This is a genomic window from Bartonella sp. SL317, from assembly GCF_059687655.1.
This window is the reverse complement of record NZ_CM185144.1, coordinates 1,324,431-1,350,413: the sequence shown is the minus strand read 5'-3', so window position 1 is coordinate 1,350,413 and position 25,983 is coordinate 1,324,431. Positions and strand designations below refer to the sequence as shown.

The 25,983-nt window shown below is 39.1% G+C and carries 21 protein-coding genes and 1 tRNA gene; 6 read left to right on the top strand and 16 right to left on the bottom strand.

Going from position 1 to position 25,983, the window contains the following annotated elements; translation table 11 throughout:
• Positions 1-59: 59 nt before the first annotated feature.
• Entirely contained in the window at positions 60-200 is a 141-nt protein-coding gene (locus AC6ER9_RS05650; protein WP_497073826.1) for a hypothetical protein, read from the top strand.
• Between the two features lie 312 nt (positions 201-512).
• Here the strand turns inward: AC6ER9_RS05650 and AC6ER9_RS05645 are convergent, their stop codons facing one another.
• Complete coding sequence (locus tag AC6ER9_RS05645; RefSeq protein WP_497073825.1) at positions 513-2,390, bottom strand: AsmA family protein; 1,878 nt, start codon at positions 2,388-2,390, stop codon at positions 513-515.
• A gap of 327 nt (positions 2,391-2,717) precedes the next feature.
• Here AC6ER9_RS05645 and folD point away from each other — a divergent pair, with 327 nt between their 5' ends.
• On the top strand, positions 2,718-3,617 hold the full coding sequence (gene folD / locus AC6ER9_RS05640; RefSeq protein ID WP_497073824.1) for a bifunctional methylenetetrahydrofolate dehydrogenase/methenyltetrahydrofolate cyclohydrolase FolD: 900 nt from the start codon (positions 2,718-2,720) through the stop codon (positions 3,615-3,617).
• A 63-nt stretch (positions 3,618-3,680) separates the two neighbouring features.
• Here the strand turns inward: folD and edd are convergent, their stop codons facing one another.
• The 12 genes from edd to AC6ER9_RS05580 all read right to left on the bottom strand — a co-directional run bounded on the left by edd (position 3,681) and on the right by AC6ER9_RS05580 (position 16,623).
• Positions 3,681-5,504 (bottom strand): phosphogluconate dehydratase, encoded by a 1,824-nt coding sequence (edd, locus tag AC6ER9_RS05635; protein ID WP_497073823.1) that lies wholly within the window; start codon positions 5,502-5,504, stop codon positions 3,681-3,683.
• A gap of 58 nt (positions 5,505-5,562) precedes the next feature.
• Positions 5,563-6,315: a 6-phosphogluconolactonase gene (gene pgl, locus AC6ER9_RS05630; protein WP_497073822.1), complete on the bottom strand. Its 753-nt coding sequence runs from the start codon at positions 6,313-6,315 to the stop codon at positions 5,563-5,565.
• A 10-nt stretch (positions 6,316-6,325) separates the two neighbouring features.
• Entirely contained in the window at positions 6,326-7,798 is a 1,473-nt protein-coding gene (gene zwf / locus AC6ER9_RS05625) for a glucose-6-phosphate dehydrogenase (RefSeq protein WP_497073821.1), read from the bottom strand.
• A 120-nt stretch (positions 7,799-7,918) separates the two neighbouring features.
• On the bottom strand, positions 7,919-9,202 hold the full coding sequence (locus AC6ER9_RS05620) for an NAD(P)/FAD-dependent oxidoreductase (RefSeq protein ID WP_497073820.1): 1,284 nt from the start codon (positions 9,200-9,202) through the stop codon (positions 7,919-7,921).
• Between the two features lie 11 nt (positions 9,203-9,213).
• Complete coding sequence (locus AC6ER9_RS05615) at positions 9,214-10,641, bottom strand: glutamine synthetase family protein (RefSeq protein ID WP_497073819.1); 1,428 nt, start codon at positions 10,639-10,641, stop codon at positions 9,214-9,216.
• 147 nt (positions 10,642-10,788) lie between these two features.
• Positions 10,789-10,911, bottom strand: a complete 123-nt coding sequence (locus AC6ER9_RS05610; protein ID WP_497073818.1) for a hypothetical protein — start codon at positions 10,909-10,911, stop codon at positions 10,789-10,791.
• A gap of 325 nt (positions 10,912-11,236) precedes the next feature.
• Complete coding sequence (locus tag AC6ER9_RS05605; protein ID WP_497073817.1) at positions 11,237-11,629, bottom strand: hypothetical protein; 393 nt, start codon at positions 11,627-11,629, stop codon at positions 11,237-11,239.
• A 552-nt stretch (positions 11,630-12,181) separates the two neighbouring features.
• The gene (locus tag AC6ER9_RS05600) at positions 12,182-13,318 is read right to left on the bottom strand and encodes an MFS transporter (RefSeq protein WP_497073816.1); all 1,137 of its coding nucleotides are present in this window, start codon (positions 13,316-13,318) and stop codon (positions 12,182-12,184) included.
• 14 nt (positions 13,319-13,332) lie between these two features.
• A complete protein-coding gene (locus AC6ER9_RS05595) occupies positions 13,333-14,385 on the bottom strand; it encodes a Gfo/Idh/MocA family oxidoreductase (protein ID WP_497073815.1) in 1,053 nt (350 codons plus the stop codon).
• A 4-nt stretch (positions 14,386-14,389) separates the two neighbouring features.
• Positions 14,390-14,893 (bottom strand): GNAT family N-acetyltransferase, encoded by a 504-nt coding sequence (locus AC6ER9_RS05590; protein WP_497073814.1) that lies wholly within the window; start codon positions 14,891-14,893, stop codon positions 14,390-14,392.
• Positions 14,894-14,898: 5 nt separating this feature from the next.
• Positions 14,899-16,146 (bottom strand): 5-aminolevulinate synthase, encoded by a 1,248-nt coding sequence (gene hemA / locus AC6ER9_RS05585; RefSeq protein ID WP_497073813.1) that lies wholly within the window; start codon positions 16,144-16,146, stop codon positions 14,899-14,901.
• A 117-nt stretch (positions 16,147-16,263) separates the two neighbouring features.
• Positions 16,264-16,623 (bottom strand): restriction endonuclease, encoded by a 360-nt coding sequence (locus tag AC6ER9_RS05580; RefSeq protein ID WP_497073812.1) that lies wholly within the window; start codon positions 16,621-16,623, stop codon positions 16,264-16,266.
• A 328-nt stretch (positions 16,624-16,951) separates the two neighbouring features.
• On the opposite strand from AC6ER9_RS05580, the gene AC6ER9_RS05575 reads away from it, so the two are divergent.
• Positions 16,952-18,373, top strand: a complete 1,422-nt coding sequence (locus tag AC6ER9_RS05575) for a coproporphyrinogen-III oxidase family protein (protein ID WP_497073811.1) — start codon at positions 16,952-16,954, stop codon at positions 18,371-18,373.
• 10 nt (positions 18,374-18,383) lie between these two features.
• Positions 18,384-19,604 carry an MFS transporter gene (locus AC6ER9_RS05570; RefSeq protein WP_497073810.1) on the top strand — a complete coding sequence of 407 codons (1,221 nt, stop codon included), beginning with the start codon at positions 18,384-18,386 and terminating at the stop codon, positions 19,602-19,604.
• 618 nt (positions 19,605-20,222) lie between these two features.
• Here AC6ER9_RS05570 and AC6ER9_RS05565 read toward each other — a convergent pair.
• Entirely contained in the window at positions 20,223-20,417 is a 195-nt protein-coding gene (locus tag AC6ER9_RS05565) for a hypothetical protein (protein WP_497073809.1), read from the bottom strand.
• A 683-nt stretch (positions 20,418-21,100) separates the two neighbouring features.
• Between AC6ER9_RS05565 and AC6ER9_RS05560 the strand changes: the two genes are divergently transcribed.
• Complete coding sequence (locus AC6ER9_RS05560) at positions 21,101-21,604, top strand: hypothetical protein (protein ID WP_497073808.1); 504 nt, start codon at positions 21,101-21,103, stop codon at positions 21,602-21,604.
• Positions 21,605-22,546: 942 nt separating this feature from the next.
• On the opposite strand, the gene AC6ER9_RS05555 is transcribed toward AC6ER9_RS05560, so the two are convergent.
• Positions 22,547-22,623: transfer RNA gene (locus AC6ER9_RS05555), tRNA-His, on the bottom strand.
• Between the two features lie 133 nt (positions 22,624-22,756).
• Positions 22,757-23,839, bottom strand: coding sequence for a quinone-dependent dihydroorotate dehydrogenase (locus AC6ER9_RS05550; RefSeq protein ID WP_497073807.1), 1,083 nt, complete (start codon positions 23,837-23,839; stop codon positions 22,757-22,759).
• Between the two features lie 1,715 nt (positions 23,840-25,554).
• Here AC6ER9_RS05550 and mscL point away from each other — a divergent pair.
• Positions 25,555-25,968, top strand: coding sequence for a large conductance mechanosensitive channel protein MscL (mscL, locus tag AC6ER9_RS05545; protein ID WP_497073806.1), 414 nt, complete (start codon positions 25,555-25,557; stop codon positions 25,966-25,968).
• The last annotated feature ends 15 nt before the right edge of the window (positions 25,969-25,983 follow it).

Here is a 25,983-nt window from a genome sequence, read left to right as displayed (position 1 = left end):
TTTCATAAAAGTTTAAATAATACACCATTCAGTCATTGATGCATCAGTGGAGGAAAGATATGTCTGCTAAAAAAGCTACCATTATTACGATTACAACCCTCTTAACCTTTATTTTGATTACGGTGGGAATTGGTTCTGTTGGAGCAGATGGAAAGCATACAGTTACCGAAGATGGCTATGGTATTTCTTCTCAGATTTAAGAAGTATCGACCCATATACCTTCAAAGTTTAGTGCAAACAAAATGTTTTTTCGAAAACTTTATAAACTTTGCACTCATATTATCAATCTCTTGTATTCCAAAAAATCTATAGAGAGGTCGTTTTATTCCTCTCTTCAATCGTTTATCTATATATTAACCACACCTATAACAGAGAAGATAACTTTTATTACTTCATCACGAAGAGAATCTGGCAATATTGGAATCTCTTATTTAAATTTAAAAACAATTTTAAACCGTAAAGAAATAAATTATCATTATAAAATATCATGTTATACAGATGGAAAACAATGCTCAATCTGTATCAATTTCTTTTGAAACCCAAAAATTACCATGACTTTGTCTTTTAAAGCTTAGGGAGAATGTAAAAGGCCGTTCAAGGCTGTTAGCGAGACATTGGACATCTTTACATAAAGTTTCTGATCGATGATTTTTGCGTAATTGTGCCTGTAATATCAATTCATTCTGTTGCTCTTGAAAAATAGCAGTTTCAACAATTCCATGAATAGATAAACTCAAGTCCTCTGTACGCATCAATGACTCTGTGACTTTCATCGTACCTTCTGAAAAGCTTGTCTGAATATTCCAGTGATCAAAAGTTGTTGAGAGAGAATCATTATTCGCTAAAAGGAATTGGTTTTTGTTTGAAAGTTCTGTTTGTAACTCATTCAAATCATATCCTAAAAGCCGACCAGAAGACATCTTCAGGGTTAGTTCACCCTGCATTTTTGTAAAAACCTCCATCCAAGAATCCGCAAGTGTTTGTATTGTTGCGGTAAAATTCGTTTGGCTTTGTACAAATGGAATAAATCCTAAGACTCCTAAGGCCTCCTGCGTATTGATGGAAGCTCCTGAAACATTTCCTCCTATACGTACTTTCTGTCCAGCTGGTGTAACTTCAATATTACTTTGAATGGTTCCCCCCCAAATATTCGCATGTCCAAGATCAAAAATCCCATGCCCATTTTTTATTTGTATAGCAGCAGCTAAATTTGTGAATGAAATATTTTCTATTTTTGCTTGTGGTGCAGAAAGCCGTATATCAACCCCAATACGATCAAAAAGCGTCATATCAAAGAATGAATTTTTCTTTTCAACCGAAAAAAACATTGAGCTTAAAAGATTAAAGTCCAAGTTATCAAAGGCTAAAGAGCCCATGACATTTGGTACCTCATCTTGAAAATCAAGTTCCAAAGCCCCTCGTGCATTGGCTTTCCCCATCTTAAATGTAACATTGCTCATTTGGATATGCATTGGGCGCGCTAAAAATTGAGATTCCCATACAATAGGTATTTTTAATCTATGTCCCCAAAACTGATTTTCTCCAACCCAAGTCAAAGTCTGATTCCATCCCGGAGAACGCATTGACACCTTTCCGTCAAAAATATAATATTCAGATAATCGAACCTGTCCCGTAAAAGTTATCCCCCCACGTACAGAATTAAGACTTGCCCTAATCTGGCTTTTGCCTCCAGCTAAAAGCAGCAATGCTTGAGAAGTAGCAATTGATAATTTTGTAAATTCTCCACGCCAACGAGCATCTGCGCGTAATCGTATTTCTTGAGTCGATTCTGGCCAATCTAAAGTTGCATTTAATCCTGTTATTTTTTCTGCTACTCCCGAAAAACTATCGTGATACACAAGCGCACCATTTTCAATAATAACCCGCCCAAAAGGTTGTTTTAAAAGGTGCTCTATCTCTGGATGCTCAGGGTTATGTTTTAATATTTCACGCGCCTTGCGTATAGCTAATCCTAAAGCTCCTTGTGAGCGAGAAAAACGATCGAAAAAATCTGCCATTGTTTTAATGGGCTTTTCCATAACAAATTGAGGACGCACAAGCCGCGTCTCTGAAAAGGAAACACGCCCCCAAAGAAGATCGACGACAGAAAGATCAACTTCTATTGATTCAACTTCCATTAATGGTGCAACGTCCCCTATTTTTGATGTTAAACTAACGCCAGAGAGAAATGCTTTGGGATAAGGAAAAAGATTTAACCGTGGTGGATCACGCAATTGCACATTATAACCTGTCCATGTGCTCAACTCTTGCGCTAAACGAACACGAATCGCATCCGTAGAGATAAGATAAGGTAATATGAGAATCCCCACTCCAAATAAAAAGAGAATTGTAATAAAAATTCCGCTCAAAAACTTTATTCTGATGCGCACAATATTCCTCTATACTTCCCCCTATAACCGCCTAAAAACAAATTTAAATGATCGTTAAAAGTTTTGTGATAACCTGATAATTCACCATATCCATTTTATATCTTCATTATTTTATTCTTTATTTTGTTCTTTATCCAAAGTTTATTCAAACAGCAATGTTGCTGCTTTTTTATAAAGCAATTATTTAAAAGTCTTCTAAAACTATAAATCCACAACATTATCAAACCATTCTTACTGTTCTTACATGAATATTGCTATTAAACTCTATCCTATTATTAGAAAATGCTTTACAAAAAAACAAACAGCCTTACCGAAAGGATATCTCTCATGAATAATATTATCGACGGAAAAAAACTTGCTGAAGAGATTATTGTAAAAGTTAAGGCTGAAACAGAAAAACTCCGCAATAGTTATAATATACAACCTGGTATTGCTGTTATTATTGTTGGGGATGATCCCGCAAGTAAAGTCTATGTCGCCTCAAAAAATAAAAAAGCCGAAGAATGTGGATTTCTGTCCGTCAAACATGTTGTTTCTCAGCAAACACAAGAAAAAGACCTCCTTCAACTTATTACAACATTAAATTCTGATCCAAAAATTCATGGTATTTTGGTACAGCTGCCTCTCCCAGCCCACATTAATACAAACCGCATAACACAAGCCGTTGCTTTCCAAAAGGATGTTGATGGTTTTCATTATGTCAATATAGGAAAACTTGCTGCAAATGCACTTGAAGATGCTATTATTCCCTGTACACCAGCGGGTGCTATGATGATGATTGAACAACACTGTGGACGGGATTTATCTGGACTTGATGCTGTCGTTGTTGGACGCTCTAATATTGTTGGCAAACCTATGGCTGCTCTTTTAACAGCAGCGAATGCCACCGTGACAATTGCCCATAGTCGGACTCGAGATATTGATGATGTGTGTCGCAGCGCTGATATTCTCGTCGCAGCTGTAGGCCGTCCTCAAATGATTAAAAAAGATTGGGTAAAAAAGGGTGCAATTGTTATTGATGTTGGTATTAACCGCGTTGCTGCACCAGAAAAGGGTGTAGAGAAAACGCGTCTTGTTGGAGATGTCGATTTTGAAAACGTCAAAGAAAAAGCAGCGGCAATTACCCCAGTTCCAGGAGGCGTTGGACCAATGACTATTGCCATGCTGATGGTTAATACACTCAAGGCTGCCGCGCGATTACACAGTCTTCCTATACCGAAATTCTAGGAATTTTAACGATTCATTGCACGTGGTTTCATTGCATTTGAGTGAGCTTATTTTTTGCATTCCTCATGTCATGAAAACAGATGCTCCTTGATCTGCACGATTAACTGATTGACGAAAAACGTGAAAGAGTTCACGTCCAATACCCTGTTCATTTTTTGCAAGATCCGGAGGCGTGATTGTGCGTGTATTAAATTTTTCTAAGTCTTCCAAGAGCGTTAATTTGCCCTCGCGTGCATCAAGGAAAACAATATCACCATTTTGTAAACGCGCAATGGGACCATTATCCACAGCCTCTGGTGTCACATGAATTGCAGCAGGAACTTTCCCTGATGCGCCTGACATACGACCATCCGTTATCAGCGCTATCCTTTGACCGCGATCTTGTAAAACGCCTAAAATGGTTGTTAACTTATGAAGCTCTGGCATCCCATTGGCTTTTGGTCCTTGGTAGCGAATAACAGCGATAAAATCTTTATCATGCAACGCTCCAGATTTAAAAGATTTTTGGAGTTCCTCTTGATCATTAAAAACAAGAACTGGTGCTTTAATCTGCCAATATTCTGGTTTAACAGCTGAAACTTTTATAATAGCTGTTCCCAAATCTCCCGATAAAACACGAAGACCACCATCAGGCTGAAATGGTTTTCTCCACCCTGTTAACACCTTATGATTACCACTTTCCTTAAGAGCCGCTTCACGAACCACACTGCCATCAGCAGAAAGCTTTGCTTCAATTGCATAAGCATTGAGATCTTTACCAAAAACTGTAGAAATATCTTCATGGAGTAACCCAGCCTCAATGAGCTCGCGAATAATAAATCCTACTCCTCCTGCGGCATGAAAATGATTGATATCAGCCAAACCGTTAGGATAAATTCGTGCTAAAAGAGGCACATGGCATGAAATTTCTGCAATATCATGCCATGTCAATTGAATACCACAAGCTGCTGCTATAGCAATCAAATGAATTGTATGATTGGTAGAACCTCCTGTTGCATTTAATCCTACAATGGCATTCACAAAAGAACGCTCATCAATGATCATACCAAGTGGCTTATAATGATCACCAAGAGCTGTCATTTCAAGTACACGCTTTGTGGCTTCCTTTGTTAAAGCATCACGCAATGGTGTATTGGCATTGATGAAAGAGCTTCCTGGCATATGGAGCCCCATCATCTCTAGGATGATCTGATTTGAATTTGCAGTTCCATAAAATGTGCATGTCCCTGGTCCATGATAAGAGCGGGCTTCTGATTCCAGCAATGTTTGGCGATCTATTTTATTTTCCGCATAAAGTTGACGTATTTTTGCTTTTTCATCATTACCTTGACCCGTTGTCATAGGACCAGCGGGTATAAAAATTCCTGGTAAGTGACCAAATGTGAGTGCACCAATCAATAAACCTGGTACAATTTTATCACATACCCCAAGATACAATGCAGCATCAAAGACATCGTGTGATAAGCTTATAGCTGTCGCCATTGCAATCACTTCACGCGAAAAAAGGGAAAGTTCCATCCCCACATTCCCCTGCGTAACACCATCACACATCGCAGGAACCCCCCCTGCAACCTGTGCAACACCACCAACCATACGCGCCGTCTCTTTAATTAAATGAGGAAACTTTTCAAAAGGTTGATGCGCTGAAAGTATATCGTTATAGGCAGTAATAATACCAATATTTCCAACAATATTTCCCTTCAAACGCTCTTTATCTATTGCACCACAAGCAGCAAAATCATGCGCCTGATTAGCACATCCCAAAAAACTCCGCTTGGGGCGATGAGCCTGCGCTTTTGCAATACGATCTAAATAAATTTCTCGTGTTGGTAGAGAGCGTTCATAAATTCTTCGTGTAACCGTGGCAATTGTCGTAGAAAGTGCCATATTCACTTCCCCCCTTTCATTAATGTTTTCTCTCTTTCATTAAAGAGAGATTACGTTTCTATTCAGCTTGTTTTTCATATTCTGATTCACTTATTTCATTTTCTGCAGGCGACCAGTAAACCTGCACCAGATGAGGAGAATTGCGCAAAATCGCTCGGATAGGCATTTCCATTTCAGATCCATCTTTACAAGCTGCTTCAAAACAATCGCGTTTTTCAAACCCTTCAAAATGAAGAATAATACAACGAGATTGCATAATAACTGGCAAAGTGAGTGAGAGTCTTGGTTCAACAGCACTCTTGGCATGAAGGGGTAAAACAAGAGCTTGGGTTTGAAGATCAAGCGCTTGTTTTAAACGATCAGCATTAGGAAAAAAAGAAGCCGTATGTCCATCAACTCCCATTCCTAAAACAACAACATCAAAGGGTTTAGGCAAAGTATTAACGCGACTTGCCGCTGAAAAAGCAGCAAGCTCAACAGTAATTGCTTTATGATAAAGTCCTACAAAACGCGCTTTTGCGGCAAAGTTTTGTAACAAATGACTCCGTACCATATGTTCATTTGAACGTTCATCGTGTGGAGGGACAAAACGTTCATCAACCAAAGTAATAATGATATTTTGCCAATCAATATCTGCTTTTGATAAATAATGAAAAAACAATTCCGGTGTTTTACCACCAGACACCGCTAAAACGGCTCTATTGCGCTCCAGAACAGACACACTAAGCTCTGCGGCTACGCGGTCTGCTAATGCCAAAGCTAAAGTCTGAGGAGTTTCAAAATCTAAACGATCAATATTCATTTTATACATACTTATTGCTCTAAACTAAATTGTTCCAGATACGTCCATCACGTTCCATAAGAGTTTTCGCAGCAGTGGGGCCCCATGAACCAGCACTATAACCGTGAACCGGCTGTTTTATTGCTTCCCACCCCTCAATGATTGGATCAATCCAATGCCAAGCCGCTTCAACTTCGTCACGACGCATAAAGAGTGTTTGATCTCCACGAATAACATCCATCAATAAACGTTCATAAGCATCAGGGTTACGCTGAGAAAATGCGGAAGCAAAACTCATGTCTAATGGAATATGACGAAACCGCATACCGCCATAACTTGGATCCTTAATCATCAACCATTGTTTGACACCTTCATCTGGTTGGAGACGAATAACGAGCCGATTAGAAAAAATCTCATCTAAACCCACATTAAAAATATTATGAGGAATAGGTTTAAAAACGACAACAATTTCAGACATTCGGGTAAACATACGCTTACCTGTTCGTAAATAAAAAGGCGTATCGGCCCAACGCCAGTTATCAATCTTAACCTTAAGTGCAACAAATGTTTCGCTCTCACTTACTCTTCCCAGATCATCACAATAAGACTTTACAGATACACCATTTGTTAGACCAGCAAGATACTGCCCACGCACCGTATTCTGCTCTATATTATGCACATCAAGAGGTGTTAAAGAATGCAAAACTTTCAATTTTTCATCACGCACAGCATTTGCACTGTTGGTAAATGGTACTTCCATCGCAACCAAACAAAGTAATTGTAGCATATGGTTTTGAACCATATCGCGTAGAGCACCTGTACTCTCATAATATTCTGTACGTCCCTCTAACCCTAATGATTCAGCAACGGTTATTTGAATATGATCAATATAGTTGGAATTCCATAGCGGTTCATAAAGTGTATTAACAAACCGCAATGCCATTAAATTTTGAACCGTTTCCTTCCCAAGATAATGATCAATGCGGAAGATTTGCTCTTCATTAAAAACGCTTGCAAATGCATCGTTAAGTGCAACAGCTGTTTGTGCACTATAACCAATTGGTTTTTCAATGATAACTCGCGTTTGCGGTGTCACCAAATTGCTTTTCCCCAACTTCATCGCAATATCAGCAAAAAGTGATGAACCAACAGCCAAATAAAAAGCGCGAATATCCGCTGAATCTTGTGACAAAAGCCGTGCTAAATCTTCCCACCCTCGACTTGAGGAAATATCAACAGAAATGTAGGTTAAACGTGCAAGAAAACGATCGAGTTCTGTTGAATTGAGGTCTTCCCTATGAATATGTTTTTCTAAAGATGAACGAACAAAATTTTGATATTCTTCACGACTTAAGGAAGTACGCGAAACTCCAATAATACGTGTTGGCTCACTAAATTGCCCAACACATTGACAATGATAGAGAGCCGGTAAAAGTTTGCGCGAGGCCAAATCACCATTGCCACCAAAAACAATACAATCAAAGGAAGAAACTGGAGTAATTTTACGCACCATGAACTTATTTATTTTTCCATTCGAGTATGAAATACTGTATCATTTATAAAAGCTCCCATTATTAAAGCAGACAGAACCTAAATAAGCCATTAATTTCCTAAATTTTAATCAATGTTTCTCTTAAAAACGATCCATTAGGGAAAACCAACGCATTGCTAAAAATATGAGCGGATAACGCAAAACTCTTCCCCCTGGAAAAGATGAAATCTTTAAGTCTTTAAAATGAGCAAAACGTTCATGTTGCCCAGTCAACCATTCTGCATATAATTTTCCCATGAAAGGAGCCAACATAACACCATGCCCTGAATAACCACCACAATAAGTCATCCTTGAGAAAAGTTGGCGAACATAGGGCATGCGCTCAACCGTGATGGCAACCGTTGCTCCCCAACGATGACTTAAATTGATAGAACTTAATTGAGGATAAATTTCAATAATTTGCTGTTTTATACGTTCATCTAAATTTGTAGGATACTTATTATTGTAACTTTCTACGCCACCAAATAAGAGACGATTATCAATGCTTTTGCGAAAATAGCGAACCATAAAACGGGAATCATCAACCGATTCACCTTTCACGAGAATTGAACTGTTCTTTGGTAATGGTTCCGTTGCTCCAATATATGAGCGAATAGAAACAATGTTTTTTTCAACAAAACGCTCTAGACCAAGTTTATACCCGTTTGTTGCCAATAAAACATGCTCCGCTGTTATACGGCCTTTTTCTGTTATCACTTCCCAATGAGCCCTCTTTCTCTTCACGCTCGTTACTTGTGTCTTCTCATAAAGATTCGCTCCAGCATCCTTGGCTTTTTTTGCCAACCCAATAATGAGTTTTAAGGGATTTATATGGCCGGTATCCGCATCATAAATACCCCCACAATAAAAAGACGAACCAAGGCGCCTTACTGTTTCAGCCCTATCCATAAAAGTAAGCGCATGATAACCATAACGCTGCATGACCTCAATATGCCGTTGATAAGAGAGAAGCTCACGCCTTTTATGGGTTACAGAAAGCTGTCCTGCCATAAATTCGCATTGAAAATCAGGGTCTAAACACCAAGATAAGATATCTCTTTTAGCCTCTTCAGCTAAATCAAACAGTGCTTTGCTTCGCTCAAAACCATATTTTTTCTCTAATGTTTCGACCCATTGCCGTTGCCCCGTCCCCAGTTGCCCACCATTGCGCCCTGAAGCACCATCACCAAAACGTGATGCTTCAAATAAAACAACATCCACCCCAGCATTTGCTAAATGATACGCAGCTGAAAGCCCTGTCAATCCACCTCCAATAACGACCACATCACACTGTCTATTTTCATAAAAAGAAGGATAAGAGGGGCGATCTTTTAAAGTATCTTCATACCAAGAAACACCTGGAGAGATTGGATTACTATCAATCATCGTGATAAACCTCAAACATTAAGCAAGAGATATTCACGCTCCCACGGGCTAATCACTTCCATAAAAGTTTCAAACTCTTGTCGTTTGATTGCAGCATAAGTACTAACAAACATATCTCCTAGAATAGCACGTATTTCTGTATCTTGCTCAAATAAGTTGACAGCTTCAATGAGTCCACGTGGTAACTCAATATTATCAGCATTGACATTATTTGTCGTTGGCTCATCGGGTTTAATTTTTTGCTGTAAACCAATGAGACCACAAGCCAAAGAAGCTGCAAGAGCTAAATAAGGATTCGCATCTGATGAAGGAAGTCTATTCTCGACACGGCGCGCTTGAGGAGCAGAACGAGGAACACGAAATGCTGTGGTACGATTATCATAGCCCCATCGCAAATTAACAGGTGCGGAAACATCCGGCATAAGACGTCGATAAGAGTTGACATAAGGCGCAAGCATCACAAGAACTCCTGGCATATGTTTTTGCAATCCACCAATAAAATGGCGAAAACAAGCGCTTTCTTTACCATCTTCTCGTGTAAAAATATTCATACCTGTCTTCTTATCAACAACCGATTGATGAATATGCATCGCAGACCCCGGTTGTCCTTGAATGGGTTTGGCCATAAAAGTTGCATACATATTATGTTTCAGTGCTGCTTCACGAATTGTGCGTTTGAACATAAAAACTTGATCAGCCAATTCAATTGGATCACCATGGCGTAAATTGATTTCAAACTGACCTGCCCCTTCCTCGTGAATAAGCGTATCAATCTCCAATCCTTGCGCCTCTGAAAATTGATAAATATCATCAATGAATTCATCAAACTCATTCACACCGGCAATCGAATAGCCCTGTCCTCCACCAATTGAACGTCCAGAACGACCAACGGGAGGAACTAAAGGATAATCAGGATCAGGATTTTTTTCTACTAAATAAAACTCAATTTCTGGTGAAACAATCGGCTTTAGATCCATTTGCGTATAAAAGCTGACCACTTTTCGCAAAACATTTCGTGGAGTATAATCGACGATCTGTCCATTTTGATATACAAGATCACAAATCACTTGTGCTGTTGGAGCATCTTCCCATGGTACAATACTTAACGTCGATAAGTCAGGCTCAAGACGCAAATCGCCATCAGTTTTTGGATATTCAAAGCCATGACCATCTTCAGGATAATCTCCTGAAATTGTTGCCATAAAAACCGCTGAAGGCAATGCTAATGATGTTTCCGATGTAAATTTTTTAGAAAGCATCATCTTCCCACGCGGCACCCCTGCTTGATCAGGCGTAATACATTCGATATCCTCTACCTTACGGAAAGCAAGCCATTGTAAAACTTGTTCCCAATTGCTCACACCCCGTAAATTTTTAAGAAAACGCGCGACAGGCTTAGATCCCTTGTTTTTTATTTGTTTACCATTTTTCACAGCCATAAACACACCATCTAAAAAAACAATCAAGTCCCACAATTCATGTGTACCACCCCATGTATAAATGTCATACAAAAAATCTTAATCAACTTAATTTTTATAGAATCTATACCTTCTATCAAGGTAAAATTGACCTTATCATCATTTAGGCTACTTATATTTCTGGCTAATAGCGGCATAATCATTTGGTGCATTTAAATCGGTAAGCATCTCTCCTAAAGGCGATGGAAAGCTATTAATTTCGACTAAATCCATATAAGATGACCTACACATATTTTTTCCCTATGTCTTTACGTCAGTCATAGGCAAAGCTCTATTCAACTGTATCTTTACCCTCAAACCTCCCCCAAACCTCCCCCAAACCTCCTTGTCTTTTATTAACTTTTTATCTGTATAAAGCCAAGCCAAATTAAGTGGGATAATGAAACATATACAAAGCAAGACGAAACAAAAAGCTGCTGCTATACCAACATTATTCGCCAACCAATCAACATAAGCGCTAAAATACCAAAAATACGTGCAAGAAAACTAACAATGGATAAAATCGTATTCGCATTTTTTTGTTGAATATGTTTAAAAAATTCTGCTTCAAACTGCGTTACAGGGACAGAAAAAAACTGTGAAATATGGTGAATAAAATAATAGGAGCCCAACTGTTTGCAACGAGAAGCAGAGCAAGCATGACAACAGCACTTAAAACGAGAGAGTATAAAGTTATCGCCATAAGAGCATATTTTTGCATAAGATATTTAATTACAAAGCGATTAAATAAGTATTTAACAAAACTATAAGACACAAAGCACAAGCCAAGAATAAGAATTTTAGTCTTTCCTGTTACATTGTCTAAGGCTCCTGTTTGTCCAAAAATAAAAGGTTGCCAAAAATGAAATATTGGCTGCAACGCAGCAATAATAAAACCACATATCAATATATAATATAATCCAATTTTTGAGGTCACTAAATGAGCCAAAGCTTCTCTTGCATGCAACAAAGCCTCCGCTCTTTTAGACAAATTGGCCATTTTGGCAAAAAACGCATAAAATCACCCGCGCAAGGTCTTTCCTCTGTGACGGCTCAAATGCAAAAAAGATCGATAACTGCGACTTTTAACCACAACAAAAATCGCACTAAATTAAGAATTAGGAAAGTTGTAACAAGATAAATGGTACTGCAAGCGTTACATCGGTTCGAACGTTCTACATTTTAAGAAAAAATCGCGCTAAATACTCAGAAAGGTGTTAATGTTTTTCGTAATTTCTGTGAACTGCGCTGAGATCAGTGCTAACTTTAAAGGCCTCCCAAACCTCGCCGAATAAATAATATGTGCAAGGGCAACGCACTTTTGTCTAAAGAAGACTTTTACCCCAACACAGCTCAAATTAACGTAAGAGTCTCGCTGTATAATATATCTTTACCTAATTACGGCATCGCTAGGCTATCCCTTGGTATTAAAAGTACAGAGCCTTATTTCTCACCCACAAGTGCCGCTTAGATTAATCAACTATACAACTAAGCAACAAGCCACGCTTGACAGCACCACAACTCATGTCTCTAGGCGCCTTATTAACATAATCTTTAATAAAAGCGCTACGATAAGAATAAAGGTAGCGAACAAAGGTATGTAGCTGTACGATAAAAATGATCCAATCAGCCCACCTAATAAGGCACCCACCGCACTACCAAGATAATTACAGGAGCTATTAAGCGCTAACGCAGCATTACTATGTTGTGGTTGATACGCTAACAAACTATGCTGTTGCGGCGCCAAAGACGCCCATCCGGTCATTCCCCAAATAAACAATGGTAAAAATAAAATACTATGCAAATATTGCATAAAATACAAAGAAAAAATCGCTATGGCCATGAGTGAGAGAAGCGCTAATAATAGTAAAGGCGTACCTTTTGTTTTATCAATTAAATAACCTATAGAAAAACTCCCAAAGACGCCACCTACGCCCCAAACCCAAAAAGCAACAACCATGTCAACATTGGATACGGAGCTAGTAATAATAGGACTCAGGTAAGTGTAAGCACCTAAACTCGCAACTGCTGTCAGAAAAGTAATAAGAACTGTAATAAAAATTCTTTTATCCGATAAGACCGCTATTCTTTCTTTTACAGACGCTGGGGCAGCAATTACGAGGCGTGGCACACCCCACCATAGCCCAGCAAAAGCTATCATTGAAACCAAAACCACCAACCCAAAACTAGCATGCCAGCTAAAATAATCGCTAATCAATAAACCAAGTGGCACGCCCAATACCGTTCCACAACTCATGCCCCCTAGAGTCAAACCTAAAGCGCGTCCCTTTTTCTCAACAGCGACGAGCTGCGTAGCGGCCACCATAGCTATAGGTGAAAACAAACCAGCCCCTAAACCAGCAATAGCACGAGAAAAAAGTAGTATTGTATAGTTGGTTGCACACGCGCTTACACCATTAGCGACAAGAAAAACAAGCAGTGCATAAAGCAGAGTTTTCCTTGCCTCTTTAATGGCAAAAAGCAAAGTAAAAAAAGGAGCAGAAAGCGCATAACAAAGTGTAAAAATCGTGACAGCTTGCCCGGCCGCCGCTTCACTCAAATCAAAGCTGACGGCAATTTGAGGAAGAAGACCAGCAACGACATAAGCATCTAAACCCAATGCAAACATAGCCAGCGAAATAAAAAGAATTTTAAGCATGAGAACCTTCTAGCTTAAGAATTATGATAATCGATAACCCTTTTATGCCCGTTCACTAAAAAAGTAGGAGACGTGCAACAACTTGGTTGACTATTCATATCATTTAACATTGTTTGCAAATCAATCGCGGCAGTAAGATCAGCAAACTCCACAGCTGGTTTTCTGCCACTATGAACAAAATCCATCACATCTTCTACTTGCCTCATAAGCTTCATAATCTGGTGATCTGATGATCCTGCGGACGAACCAACAATATGCTCCTCTAATAATGGCGCGTATTCCTTATCCTTTTCCCAAATTTTGAGATAATCGTGATCCCAATCGGGATCATCATATATAACACGAGCGAAGACGATACCACCTGCTCCACCCCTAAATATAAAACTTAATGTTCTTTTTGTAATTACATTTACAAAACTGCTGTAACCCGTGCAAACTGCTTCCGTGCCTAATTGAGCAAGTATGAATGCACTATCTAATTTAAGCGTAGATCCAACAGCAAAATCAGATTCTACGGCTATTACCTTATTGAGAACCAAGCGCCGTTTACAAATCCATTGGACAAGATCTATAGGGTGAATTATTTCACTGGAAACACCACTTGTAGGCCGACCATCCCATAATCGATCATTGCCCCAATGAAAAGTACAGCGCATAGGCTCCAGATTATACTCACTGATATAGTTTCTTAAAAGACTGCTCACGGCAGAATATCTCTCTACCATATCTAAACAAAAACCTGAACACTGTACGAGTTTAGCGCTAGCGTCTACGAGAGAATCCTCATGACCAACAAAAGGTTTTTCACAAATAACAAACCCTTTATAATCGGTTAACTGTTCTATAATCTCATAATGCCGACCATCAGTAACAGTGACAACCAAAACATCTGGGCAAAAATCAGCTAAAGCATCGGTTAAACAATCATAATACTTAACACCATTGTTCTTATTACATCTAGAATGGTAGGCCACTTCTAAAGGGATTTGTTTCTTTTGTGCTACATTTTTCCACGCACGGAGATAGCGTCTTCCCGCATAACCCATTCCAACTATCAAAACCTTCATCCGATCATTCTCCTAGCCTTTTATAGAGTAAGGGTTCTCCAGTATCACTCCATCCACTTTTTTTATAAAAATCCTGAGCAGATATTGTAGAAGACAAAAACACGCTTTGAACGCCTGCAGCAGCTAACCAAGCCAATTGCGCTTGCAGCATTTTAAAGGCCACACCTTTTTTTCGCCAACTTGGCTCAACAACGACCGACTGAATCCACCCTGTTTTACCGTTTAGACACCCAATACTCGGCGGTCGGTCATCAATAATTGCAGTGACGCAGCCTATCACAGCAGAGCCACAACCAAGAGCCACAACTAAATTTTTATGGCTACCCTGACTGTGAAAATATTGCTGTAACCAGTGACGATAGCTGTCTTTCCATATTTTTGCTTCCTCCGCAGACTGTGACACATAAAGCCCCTGCCCGACATCTAATAAGAGAGAGCGTAACTCGACCAACCGCTCAATATGCGCAGGCTCAGCCGCCTTAATATAAAAAGAGTCTTCCTCTGCCATATACATCACTCCGCAAAAGCTATATCATAGGTATAAAATATCTGCTCTAGAGATTCTGCCAAATATTCTATATCAGCGCTCGTATGGTTAGGAGTAACATTAACCCGAAAACGCTCTGTTCCCACAGGAACAGATGGAGCGTTTATCGGCTGCAAATAAATATTAAACTTATCGCATAACTCTTGCGCAGCTAAAGTACATTTTTTTGCTGAACCAATTATCACAGGGAGTATATGTGTTTGACTTGCCTGTAACACTGGAATTTTCCGTACTTTCAACTGTTGCCTCAGCAGCTGCGTTTTTTCATGTAATTGCCTTCTTTCGCTTTGCGATTTTTTTAAATGCTCAACACTTGTTAAACAACCTGCCGCAATACACGGTGGCATCGCTGTTGTAAAAATAAACCCTGGAGCAAATGAACGCACCGCATCAACAGCTTCCGTTGATCCAGCTATATAACCACCTAAAACACCGATAGCTTTGGCTAGAGTCGACTGAATGATATCGATCTGATCGGCGATACCTAATTTTGCTGCCATACCAGCACCGTTAGGACCATACATGCCGACAGCATGCACTTCATCCAAAAACGTCAAGCAATTATATTTTTTTGCCAACTCAACAATATCTACGATAGGCCCTACATCTCCATCCATAGAGTATATAGACTCAAACACTATAACTTTTGGCCGCTCTAGAGGCACTCTTTTTAGCGCTTTTTCAAGTTCTAAAACATCATTATGCTTAAAAACCATTTTCTCTACACCAGAGCGCTTTATCCCATTAATTAAGGAAGCATGATTTTTCTCATCAGAAAACACGATACAGTCGGGCAATAACTGTAAAATAGCATGCAATGTAGCATCATTCGATGTATAGCCTGTCGGAAAAACTAGAGCCGCAGTTTTTTCGTGCCACTGTGCAAGACTAGCCTCCAACTCACACAAAACAGCGTAATTTCCACCTATATTCCGCGAACCGCCAGCTCCTGCACCATATTGATTAATCGCATCATGCATACTTTGCAAAACAGCTTGATTCTGAGACATACCCAGATAATCATTACTACACCAAACCTTCACCGTTTTATCAAAACCATTAGAGGTCCTAGCATCTGGATAGCTCCCGCAAAGCCTATTAATATCATAAAAGGTTCGATAGTTTCCGTTAGCTTTTAAAGAAGCTATTCTCTCAGAAAAAAAAGCATCATACATCTGGAATTCTCCCCGCGCCTTGTTTGATACACGACCCACACCTATAGGCTACAACATTTTAAGATTAGCGCAACACATTTATTTTAAAAACAGCATACATCACCGCCACCAGCCCTTCTCTATAACTTCCCCCTATTGTGCGGCGATTGTGGCGTTTTATGCATGCATAGTTGCAGCATTAGCGCCATTTACGCCTGCCTTCAGCTCTCCCCCTACCCCGCGCTTATAGGCGGGCCAGTTGGTCACGGGGCTTTCATTATAGGCGACGCCCGTCTTTAAAGCTTCAAAATGGGCTTTGCCGCATTTGATCTTCATCAATTCTTTAAGGCGCAAATCAAACTCGCTGTTTGTTCCTTTTGTCTCCAGCACAAAATAAAGCTTTTGTTCGCCATCACACTCTAACACCGCCCAATCTGATGTGTAAGAACTAATGGGAATGGCTATTTGAAAACCATCTCTTTGCACTAATGATATTTCATGACCAGACAAAAATCCTAAGTCCCAGCACCATACCAATGATGCCCCGCATGTCCATTAAAAGACCCTGCTTTTTCTCGCTCTAGGCATTCATAGCCCAATCACGTAAAATAGAATGCCAATTACAATATCAGTCCATAAGATTGCAAGAGAAAGTTTTTTATAAATAGATATTTTTTATCTTTATATTGCCTCTTAAACAAGCTAGCCTGTTCATATAACAAGTTATATGTGTAGCACATATGACTTCTACAAAAGGGGGATTCATTATGTTCCGTAGCAATCTTTGGTAATACACTCGGGCGATTGGATCACTAGTCGCCCGTCAATAATATATTGCGAGGTAAGAAATTGGGGGAGGTAACCTATGAAACTCGTGGATCATCCTTTTGTGAAGTTCGATCAACTCAAGCCGATTTACAATTTCATATATCCGCTGTTTCGCACTATTTCAAATGAATCTTATGATTACCTAGACTTTAATAAGCTAGCGCAAAGTAAGAGAATTCCACGAGCGCGTACTATTTCTCTTTATTTGCATATTCCCTTTTGCGAAACCATTTGTTCCTTCTGTCCCTTTCAGAAAGGAGCCTATAAGCATGTTAAGCAAATCGAAGCTTATATGTCAGCGCTTACCACAGAGATCAGAAACAAAGGAAATTTCATTCGCTCGCTTAGAGGTCCCATCCGCAGCATCTATATAGGGGGTGGCACACCCTCGCTCTTGTCCGCAGATAATATCCGACACATCGGAAAAGTATTGCATGACGAATTTGAGCTCTCTTCCTTAGCCGAGTTTACACTGGAAAGCGAACCGAAAAGCGTCACACGTGATAAACTTTATGCAGCCCGTGAGATCGGCGTTAACCGGATCAGTTTCGGTGTACAGAGTTTCATTGAGCGTTTCCGATTATTGTTTAACCTCACCTCAACACGTGAACAAATCAAAAATACCGTGGCTTGGTCACAAGAGATAATTGGACATGTTGGTTTCGACCTACTATATGGCATGCACAACCAGAAAGCCGAAGAACTATTATACGATTTGAAGCAAGCAAGCGAGCTTCACCCTGAAACCATCAACCTCTACGCAATCAACAATCTAGCTATCACGTCGCAACTGCATAAGTCTTACGCACAAAAAGGGCTAAAACCATCCAGCCTACAGCATCGACAGATGCTTCGCTTATTTAGTGACATCGTTATGCGCAGCTGCGGCTATGCACCGTGCAATGGGCATTCCTATATCAAAATTTCCAATAATACTCCTCTAACGCTTGCTCAAACGAGTTCAGCTAATTATTTTCGCTATCACAAATATTTGCATGGTTATCATGACGATTATGTGGTTGGCTTCGGGGCGTCAGCAATGTCGCTTCTCGGCTCACTCGTCACACGAACCAATCCCAGTCGAAGCGGATACATTACTGACATACAACTTAAAGGCAAATCCAAAGTATACTACAATTGGGTATCAGCGGAGCAACAAGCCTCCAAGGCTTTGTGTATGCGGCTACCTTATAACGGCTATGTCCAAAAAGAAAGAATTGACTGGACCGCACTCCCCTCTTTTGTATACAATAACCTACAACAGCTTATAGGCGCAGGTCTTATCGCAGAAAGTGATAACGATCTCCAGCTAACTCAGCGTGGTTGGCAGTGGTATTCCAATCTCATATATTTCCTTCTCCCTCAGGAAGACAGGAATGTCTTGGACGACTATGTCGCAAACATGCTGAATACAACCGACGTACTTGATGGACCTGCGGAAATCTGTGTGGCATCTTAAGGAGAAAAGAATGTTCACGCTTTTTGCCAATAAGGACATACGCTATTTTTGCCTAACCGTTAGTCTGCTCGCCTTACTCAGCGGTGCTTTACGCACTGCCATCCCGCTCTTAGCACGGCAATCTGGATATGGCGTCGTCGGAGTCAGTTGGGCGCAAGGTCTCTTCTCATTAGCGTGGCCAATTTTCGGCATCCTTGCAGGCACTTTACTTGATCGCTGCGATAAGATAAAACTTGCCACCTCAGCTCTCCTCATCTTCATGCTAATGCATATTATACTGTTCGTAATGCTTATCATACAGATTGCTCCAGCCGAACAAATTTTCTTCTATGCAACCATTGCTGGGTTCATCGTCGTTTCTGCCGAAGCTTATATCATGACGATTCCACCACTTATCATGGAGGGAGAGCGATTGATGACCTTCTACTCAATTGTCTTGTTTTTAGATTTCGGGGTCTCCTCTTTTCTTGCCCCTATCATAACAAGCAGCATTTTAGCGCATAGCACACTGGTATTTCTCGGCCTGTTAATTGCGCTTTTTATCACGTTGATTTTTACCACTCGCCGTGCTGTTCCGACATCGCTAGCACTTGATAAAGAAAACATCACTTTCCGTTATATCATTGCCGGCTTTCATTTCATTTTTTCAAATCGGCATCTCACCTCCCTTACATTACTTACATTCTTTCTATCGGTAGTCTTTGGAGCATTCCTAACCTCGTTCATCTTCTTCGTTACCGACGATCGGTATCTGGGCCTCCATAGCAGCCAATATGGCGTGATGTTTGCAGCCTATGCACTTGGTACAATGGCAGGTGCCTTATTTGCGCCGCGTATACGCTATGCACCGGTGCGCCTAGCTGTTCTCACTGACGGTTTAGGAACGGTTATCTTGCTGCTGATTCCAGCCTTTTCAAAAAGTGCTGTCGTCGTATGGGGCATCACCTTTATCGCTGGCGTTGGAGCAAGCTTATGGTTTATTGCTGTTACTGCCTTCAGGCAGCGCCTCACACCAAAGCAACTTCTCGGGCGAGCTAATTCTGCTTTTCGGGTAATCGGCTATGCTGGAATGCCGGTCGGAAGCTTTTTGATCGGCGTCCTTGGTTCTTTTATATCATTGCAGTTTGCTGCCACCTTTATCGCTGGACTCCTATTGGTGGCTATCGCGATAACGCTTCCATTTCTTTGGCAGGCTGATCATATAGACACACCCAACCCTGCCACGAGATAACAGCTGCTTAAAAAAAGACACGGTCGGAAAAGGCACACATACCCTATTACGCAATCGATTGATCTGTTTTTTGGACGAAGAAATTATCACCATAATGTAACTGATAGAGCCAGCGATACTATGGAAGCAGACAAACAAGCGCTACAAGCAAAACAGCCCCCTTACATTGCATTGAGCGATGATCTCAACGCCTATATGAAAGGTGCAGAGAATTTATAGCGTATGAAGCGCAATTCTTAACCCAAAACTCCGCCCTCACAATACCCACTTGTATTCCAGTTAATCTGTCACCCGCTATTATACTTATCTTGGCACTTCTCCGTTACGCTTAGTATAAAATGTCTATGAATGTTTCTTTTGTACGTCGCTATTGCTTTTATCCTATTTATTTCTGTGTCCTCTGCAAATGTACTTTTATACAAAGTGTCGTATAAATTGTTCTCTTTATTTTTTTAAGTTTCTCGTGTTTGTTTTATTTTTTTTCGCTTATGAAAATTAGCTAGATCTACATTACCACCCTTTGATCATTTTGCTTTTTTACCTTGTTTTGCAAGAACAATAATTTTGCACTCTAAGTTGGTACGCTGTTTTGCATAATTAAAGACGGCAATTTTCTATTTAGTTTTCTTGTGCACTGTTATGGCGCTTACGAACATTATCAGTCAGCTTATCAATTGGCACAAGTCCATTCAAAATATGACTATTTTCTAATACTGTCATATTTTTGATGAAGAAAGGAGCTGAATCTCCAATTTGACGACATATCACTACAGGTAAATTTAAAATTGCTTCACATGCGGCATAGCCAAGCACAATCTAGGACTCCACCCCCAATAATGACAGTGTCTTCCAACTCTATGCCTAACTAAGCTTGTTTTTACTATAAACCTACTGCGCGGCCCATTACGAGTTCGCATCTTATTCATCATCAGGTGCACTTGCACACTCAAAAGTAGAAATTATCTATTCCATTGAAAATAAAGCAATAAATCTAAAAAATATCTTTTTAGATAAGATCTCTGCTTATTAAAGTGCTTTGGCTTTTTTGAAAAAAAAGGGAAAACACGAGAGAAAAGTCTTTACTCTGTTATCGCTGACACGATAAAAAGCCATAGTCGTAAATTTTTTAAAAGGAAGCAAGAAAAATGAGAGTAATTGTACCAATAAAAATGGTACTGTGCAGTTTTTTCTATCTGTCACTTGCTCTGGTTTCATTGATTAGCTTGCTGGTAGAGAAACCCTTTACCATTTTTTATGCCAGTGCTGGTGTTTCTGAAGAAAAACGCAAACATATCCTATTTTATCTCATCAATAAATATATTACATGTATTTGGGTAATCATCTTTTTTGCCAATGGTCTTCTAGTGGCTTTTTTTGCATGCCCCCCCAGATTTGGTTAGTCACTATGGGTTTAATTTGTGCTGGTATTCTTTTTTCTAAATATTTTCCTAATATGATGCAATATTTTTATCGCATCAAACATAATGGAGCATAATATGTCATTGTTTAATATTCTGACCGGAACCCCTTTATGGGTCTGGGGTTTGCTTATTTTTCTCATAGCGTGGGGAATAATCGCATTGAAAGATAGGGAAATGGGGGTTTACCGCCTTTTTCTATTGCCGTTAGTCTTTCTTTTTTTGGGCGGAAGCGATGTGATTAACAAGTTGGCGTTTCCGCTCTGGGGAGAAATCTCAATGTCGGCGGGGCTGATGATCGGCATTGGCGTTGGCTGGTTGCTCTGGCGTGCCACTCCGCGTTTAAAAATCAAAGAGGGAACGAATTTAATTATTCGGCCCGGTACGTCGTTGACACTGATATTTATTCTTATCGCTTTTGTCATCAAATTCACATTGATTGTTTTTCTCAAGGTTGAACCTGATTTGGAACATGCATTTAATTTTAACCTTCTTTTTGGTCTTTTAAATGGGTTCACTGCTGGTGTGTTTTGGGGAGGCACATTAAATTTATATATAACATTTCGAAAGAATCCAAATTAATCCCTATATCATTCGTTGTAGGGACTTCCTATCAGAACTATCTCAATAGAAGCTTATTCTTAACAACAACGCTGCATACAAACGCAGCGTTGCCTCATAGTTTCAGATTCTTGTCCCAGCGCGTGAATATGTAACGGAAGTGATAGATCTGACGATATCCCCCCTTGGGGGCAGAGCGAGCCTAAAGGTTTAGAAATGCTACGCGTTTAAACTAGTTGGACTTTGAGCAGATGGTTTATCGCTAATGGTAAATCATTTTGTTTTACGATTCAAAAAGAGGATAGTGATGGCCTCATTGGCGTAGGTGGGCAAGAAAACTCTTAGCTTGGCAATGCGTCAACAGTTTGTAGAGTTATGTTGTGGACCCCATACGTAAAGCGGTTGCTATGATGGCATGATGCTTTTTCAAGCATTATGATATGGTAGGAACCGGTGTTTAAGGGTGCAACTGCGGTCACTGTACAACCCTGTAGCATTACGTCTGAGTATTTAGGAGCGGCGGCCTCCATACAGGCTACGCGTACAATATGTGAAGTACACTTGCGGGAATCAGTGTGTCATTATTGCGTTGTGCACGCAACTCTCTAGCTAGAATTTCATTGGTAAGACTGTTTTTTAAAGCTGGTTGTAATTACCTGTGTGTTTTTAAAGAGAATGTTAGCACCGATGCATCGCTTGCACTCCATGAGCTGTATTCGAACTCCAGAAAGTGCTATTTTTATAATAGCTTGAAAACCAAGGGGAAAATAAGCAGAGATCTTCTGCAACAAAGTCTCCGCTCTTTTAGACAAATTAGCCATTTTTGGCAGAAAACGCATAAAATCACCCGCGCAAAGTCTTTGCTCTATGACGGCTCAAATGCAAAAAAGACCGATAACTATGACTTTTAACCACAGCAAAAATCGCACTAAATAAGAATTAGAAAAGTTGTAACAAGATAAATGGTACGGTTGGTGGGATTTGAACCTACGACCTCTGGTGCCACAAACCAGCGCTCTAACCAACTGAGCTACAACCGCATAAAAGAAAACCTATCATAATTGTTCACGATTTTGTAAACATTTATTCTCTGCTTACGTGACATAAGGAAGATCAACAAAGTTTGCAAGCCCCTAAAAAAAAATCTCGCAATTTTTTGTGAAGAAAAATCTTTTACAAAGGAAATTTTGCCCAATGCTCAAGACGGTGATCACGATAGCTTTTTATGTTATCAACACCATCTTGTTGCATCATCTGCAAAATCTCTTTCAAAATCGTTATGGCAAGATTTGGACCTTCATAAACCATCCCACTATATAACTGTATTAAATCTGCACCTGCTTTTACTTTTTCCAAAGCGGTTTCAGCATCCTTTACACCGCCAACGCCAATAATTGCAATCTCCTTCCCTAGCTTTTGACGCATTTTTGCAAGCACAATTGTAGAGAGCTCAAAAAGTGGACGTCCAGAAAGCCCCCCCTCTTCATGACTGAAATGACTATTGTTAAGACCTTGGCGTGAAAGAGTCGTATTGGAAACAATAAGTCCATCAAAATCCGAAAGCTTTATTGCTTCAGCAATATCATCCAATTCTTTCTCTGATAAATCGGGAGCAATTTTTAAAAAAATGGGAATCGAGAATCCATGTCTTTTCTCTTGCTCCTTTCGTGCTTGCGACACTGCTCTCAACAAAAGATGCAAACTATCACGAGCCTGTAAATCACGCAAACCTGGCGTATTAGGAGAAGAAATATTAACCGTAAAATAATCCGCAACATCATAAAAATGAGCAATGCCAACAGTATAATCGTCAATCTTATTAACCGTATCCTTATTGGCTCCAATATTTATCCCTACAATACCCGCTTTTTTACATGTCAGCAGTCTGTTGTAAACAACTTGATGCCCGTCATTATTAAAACCCATTCTATTAATAATTGCTTCATCTTCTTTTAAACGAAAAAGCCGTGGTTTAGGATTTCCAATCTGGGGCTTTGGTGTCACTGTCCCAATTTCAGTAAAACCAAATCCTAAACGAAGAATTTCATCAACAACCTCTGCATTTTTATCAAACCCCGCAGCAAGACCAATAAAATTTTTAAATTCAAGCCCTGCAATTGTTACAGACAATCGTTTATCGACAACCTTTTGACAGCTATTTAATCCACTTTTTAATCCGACAATCGCTAAACGGTGTGCATGCTCTGGATCCAACATAAATAAAGCAGAACGGCCAATGCAACGAAAAAAACTCATCAATCCTTCTCCAAAACATAAAAATGATCCACTGCACCTCACCTACATCTTTTAACACAAAAAATCACCGATAAAGAGAATATATTATCCAAATAATATTCTCCTCTATAAAAAATGAAGCACATCGTCATCATTCATGTGAATTTTTTGATCCCTGAACAGAAAAAATTATTCTTGAAAAAATGTTCTTCGTTTTTACCATTGTTCAGAGAATTAAATATGTATGCCAATCCTATAAAATGTAAAATTCCTGTATGAATTGAGACATCAATAGATCTTCATCGCTATACCTTGTGATATTTTTCAGGTAAGCGTACAGTTCTCATGAAAGAAAATTATCTCTATTCCAAAGATTCCTTTGTGTAACAACAGAAATAAAGTTTGCTCTATCACACTATTTATTGTTCTACTAGCATATTGAGAATACACAGTCCGTAAAACCATCCACATGCATGTGATTGTTTGCCATTTTTAGCAGCATAATGTCCGGATATTTGTACTGTATTGATGAAATTTTGAAAAATCTATGTTGTTTCTTTTTCATTACTGATGCGATAATTACGATTTTTCATCTACAGGTGCCCAGTCTAACATATGGTCTAAGTGATGATAATTGATCATAAAACAACTCCGATCATACCTGTGGCTTTCAACCCCTATCACTTTAATACCTATAAATTCATACAGTCTTCCAACAGATGAAAATGTGGTTCAATAGAGGCACGCCCCTCATATAAAACAGAACGACACTGGATTGCTCATTCACGTGCTTTCTTTAAAGAAGCCTTTCTTCATGTTTCAACCCATTTCGCAACACTGCCCATGGAGGGTATAAAGATAAAGCCCCCATGAAGTGTAAGTGTATAAAACTTATAGAACACAACCATATTTACGCTCATGGTACAACAAGCTAGCACGATCACACACTTTGCTCATTCCCAACGTTTCTACAGCTCTTAGCGCTTGAGACGCTTCATAAGAGGCATTTTAATTCTTCCTCTAATTATTTTTATCAATACACCAGCCCCATTTATGCCATTCAAGAACGTGATTTTATTTAATTTAATATGGGAGGGATTGTGATAAGAAAATCTTACGATATTCGGCGTTATGATTTAAGTTAAAAATGATGATTTATCATTATAAATCAATATATTGTCTTATTACTAAAATTATGATTACTTTCAATCATAGCATAGCTTTTAGATAAGATTGCGCTCCTAGTGGCTCTGTTGCTTGCTGGATTAAGAAAGAATGAAAGTATAAGTCTTACTCTTAATTTCATCTATCCCTTTTTCTCATTATGTCTGAGGTATAATTTTTTATTCTCAATTCTTTTTTTAGCTCAATAAATAATATTTCATTAGCGAAGCTTTCTGATGAGTCAATTTTCAACATTACTAACTTTGTGATATCCTTTAAAATCTCTCTTTATTAAATGTTATCATAAAGATGTTGAGAAGACATATAACTTAAGCCTAATTTTCAACTTTTCATTGAAAAGTACAGATACAGTTTTTATCAAAAAAGCTTTTCTCTACAAAATCTATGTATTAAAGTAAACTTCGTAGAGCTCTTGATTAAATCTCATAAAATTTTTGGAAAATAATATTAATATTTGTATTATAATCTTAAAAATAAAATCTGCCCTTTCCTTTTTCATCAAAAGCGGTAAGTAAATTACCGTATATCGCTTACATAAAGGGGAAAACGCAATGCTTAAAGAATTCAAAGAATTTGCCCTAAAAGGTAATATGATTGACCTTGCTATTGGTGTGATTATCGGAGGCGCTTTTGGTGGCTTAGTCAATTCAATTGTCAATGATATTTTTATGCCAATTATTGGACTTATTACAGGTGGAATTGATTTTTCTAATATGTTTATTCAACTTGCTGGTGAAAAACAAGCGACATTGAGTGCCGCTAAAGCAGCTGGAGCAACCATTAGCTATGGACACTTTATCACTTTATTGATCAATTTTCTCATTATTGCTTGGGTTCTTTTTTTCTTTGTTAAAGCTATGAATAAAATCCGTAGAAAAGAAGAAGAAGAAAGCCCGCCCCAAAAAGTCTCTTCAGAAGAACAACTTTTAACAGAAATTAGAGATCTTTTGGCTAAGAAAAAATAACTTTATACAAAATTT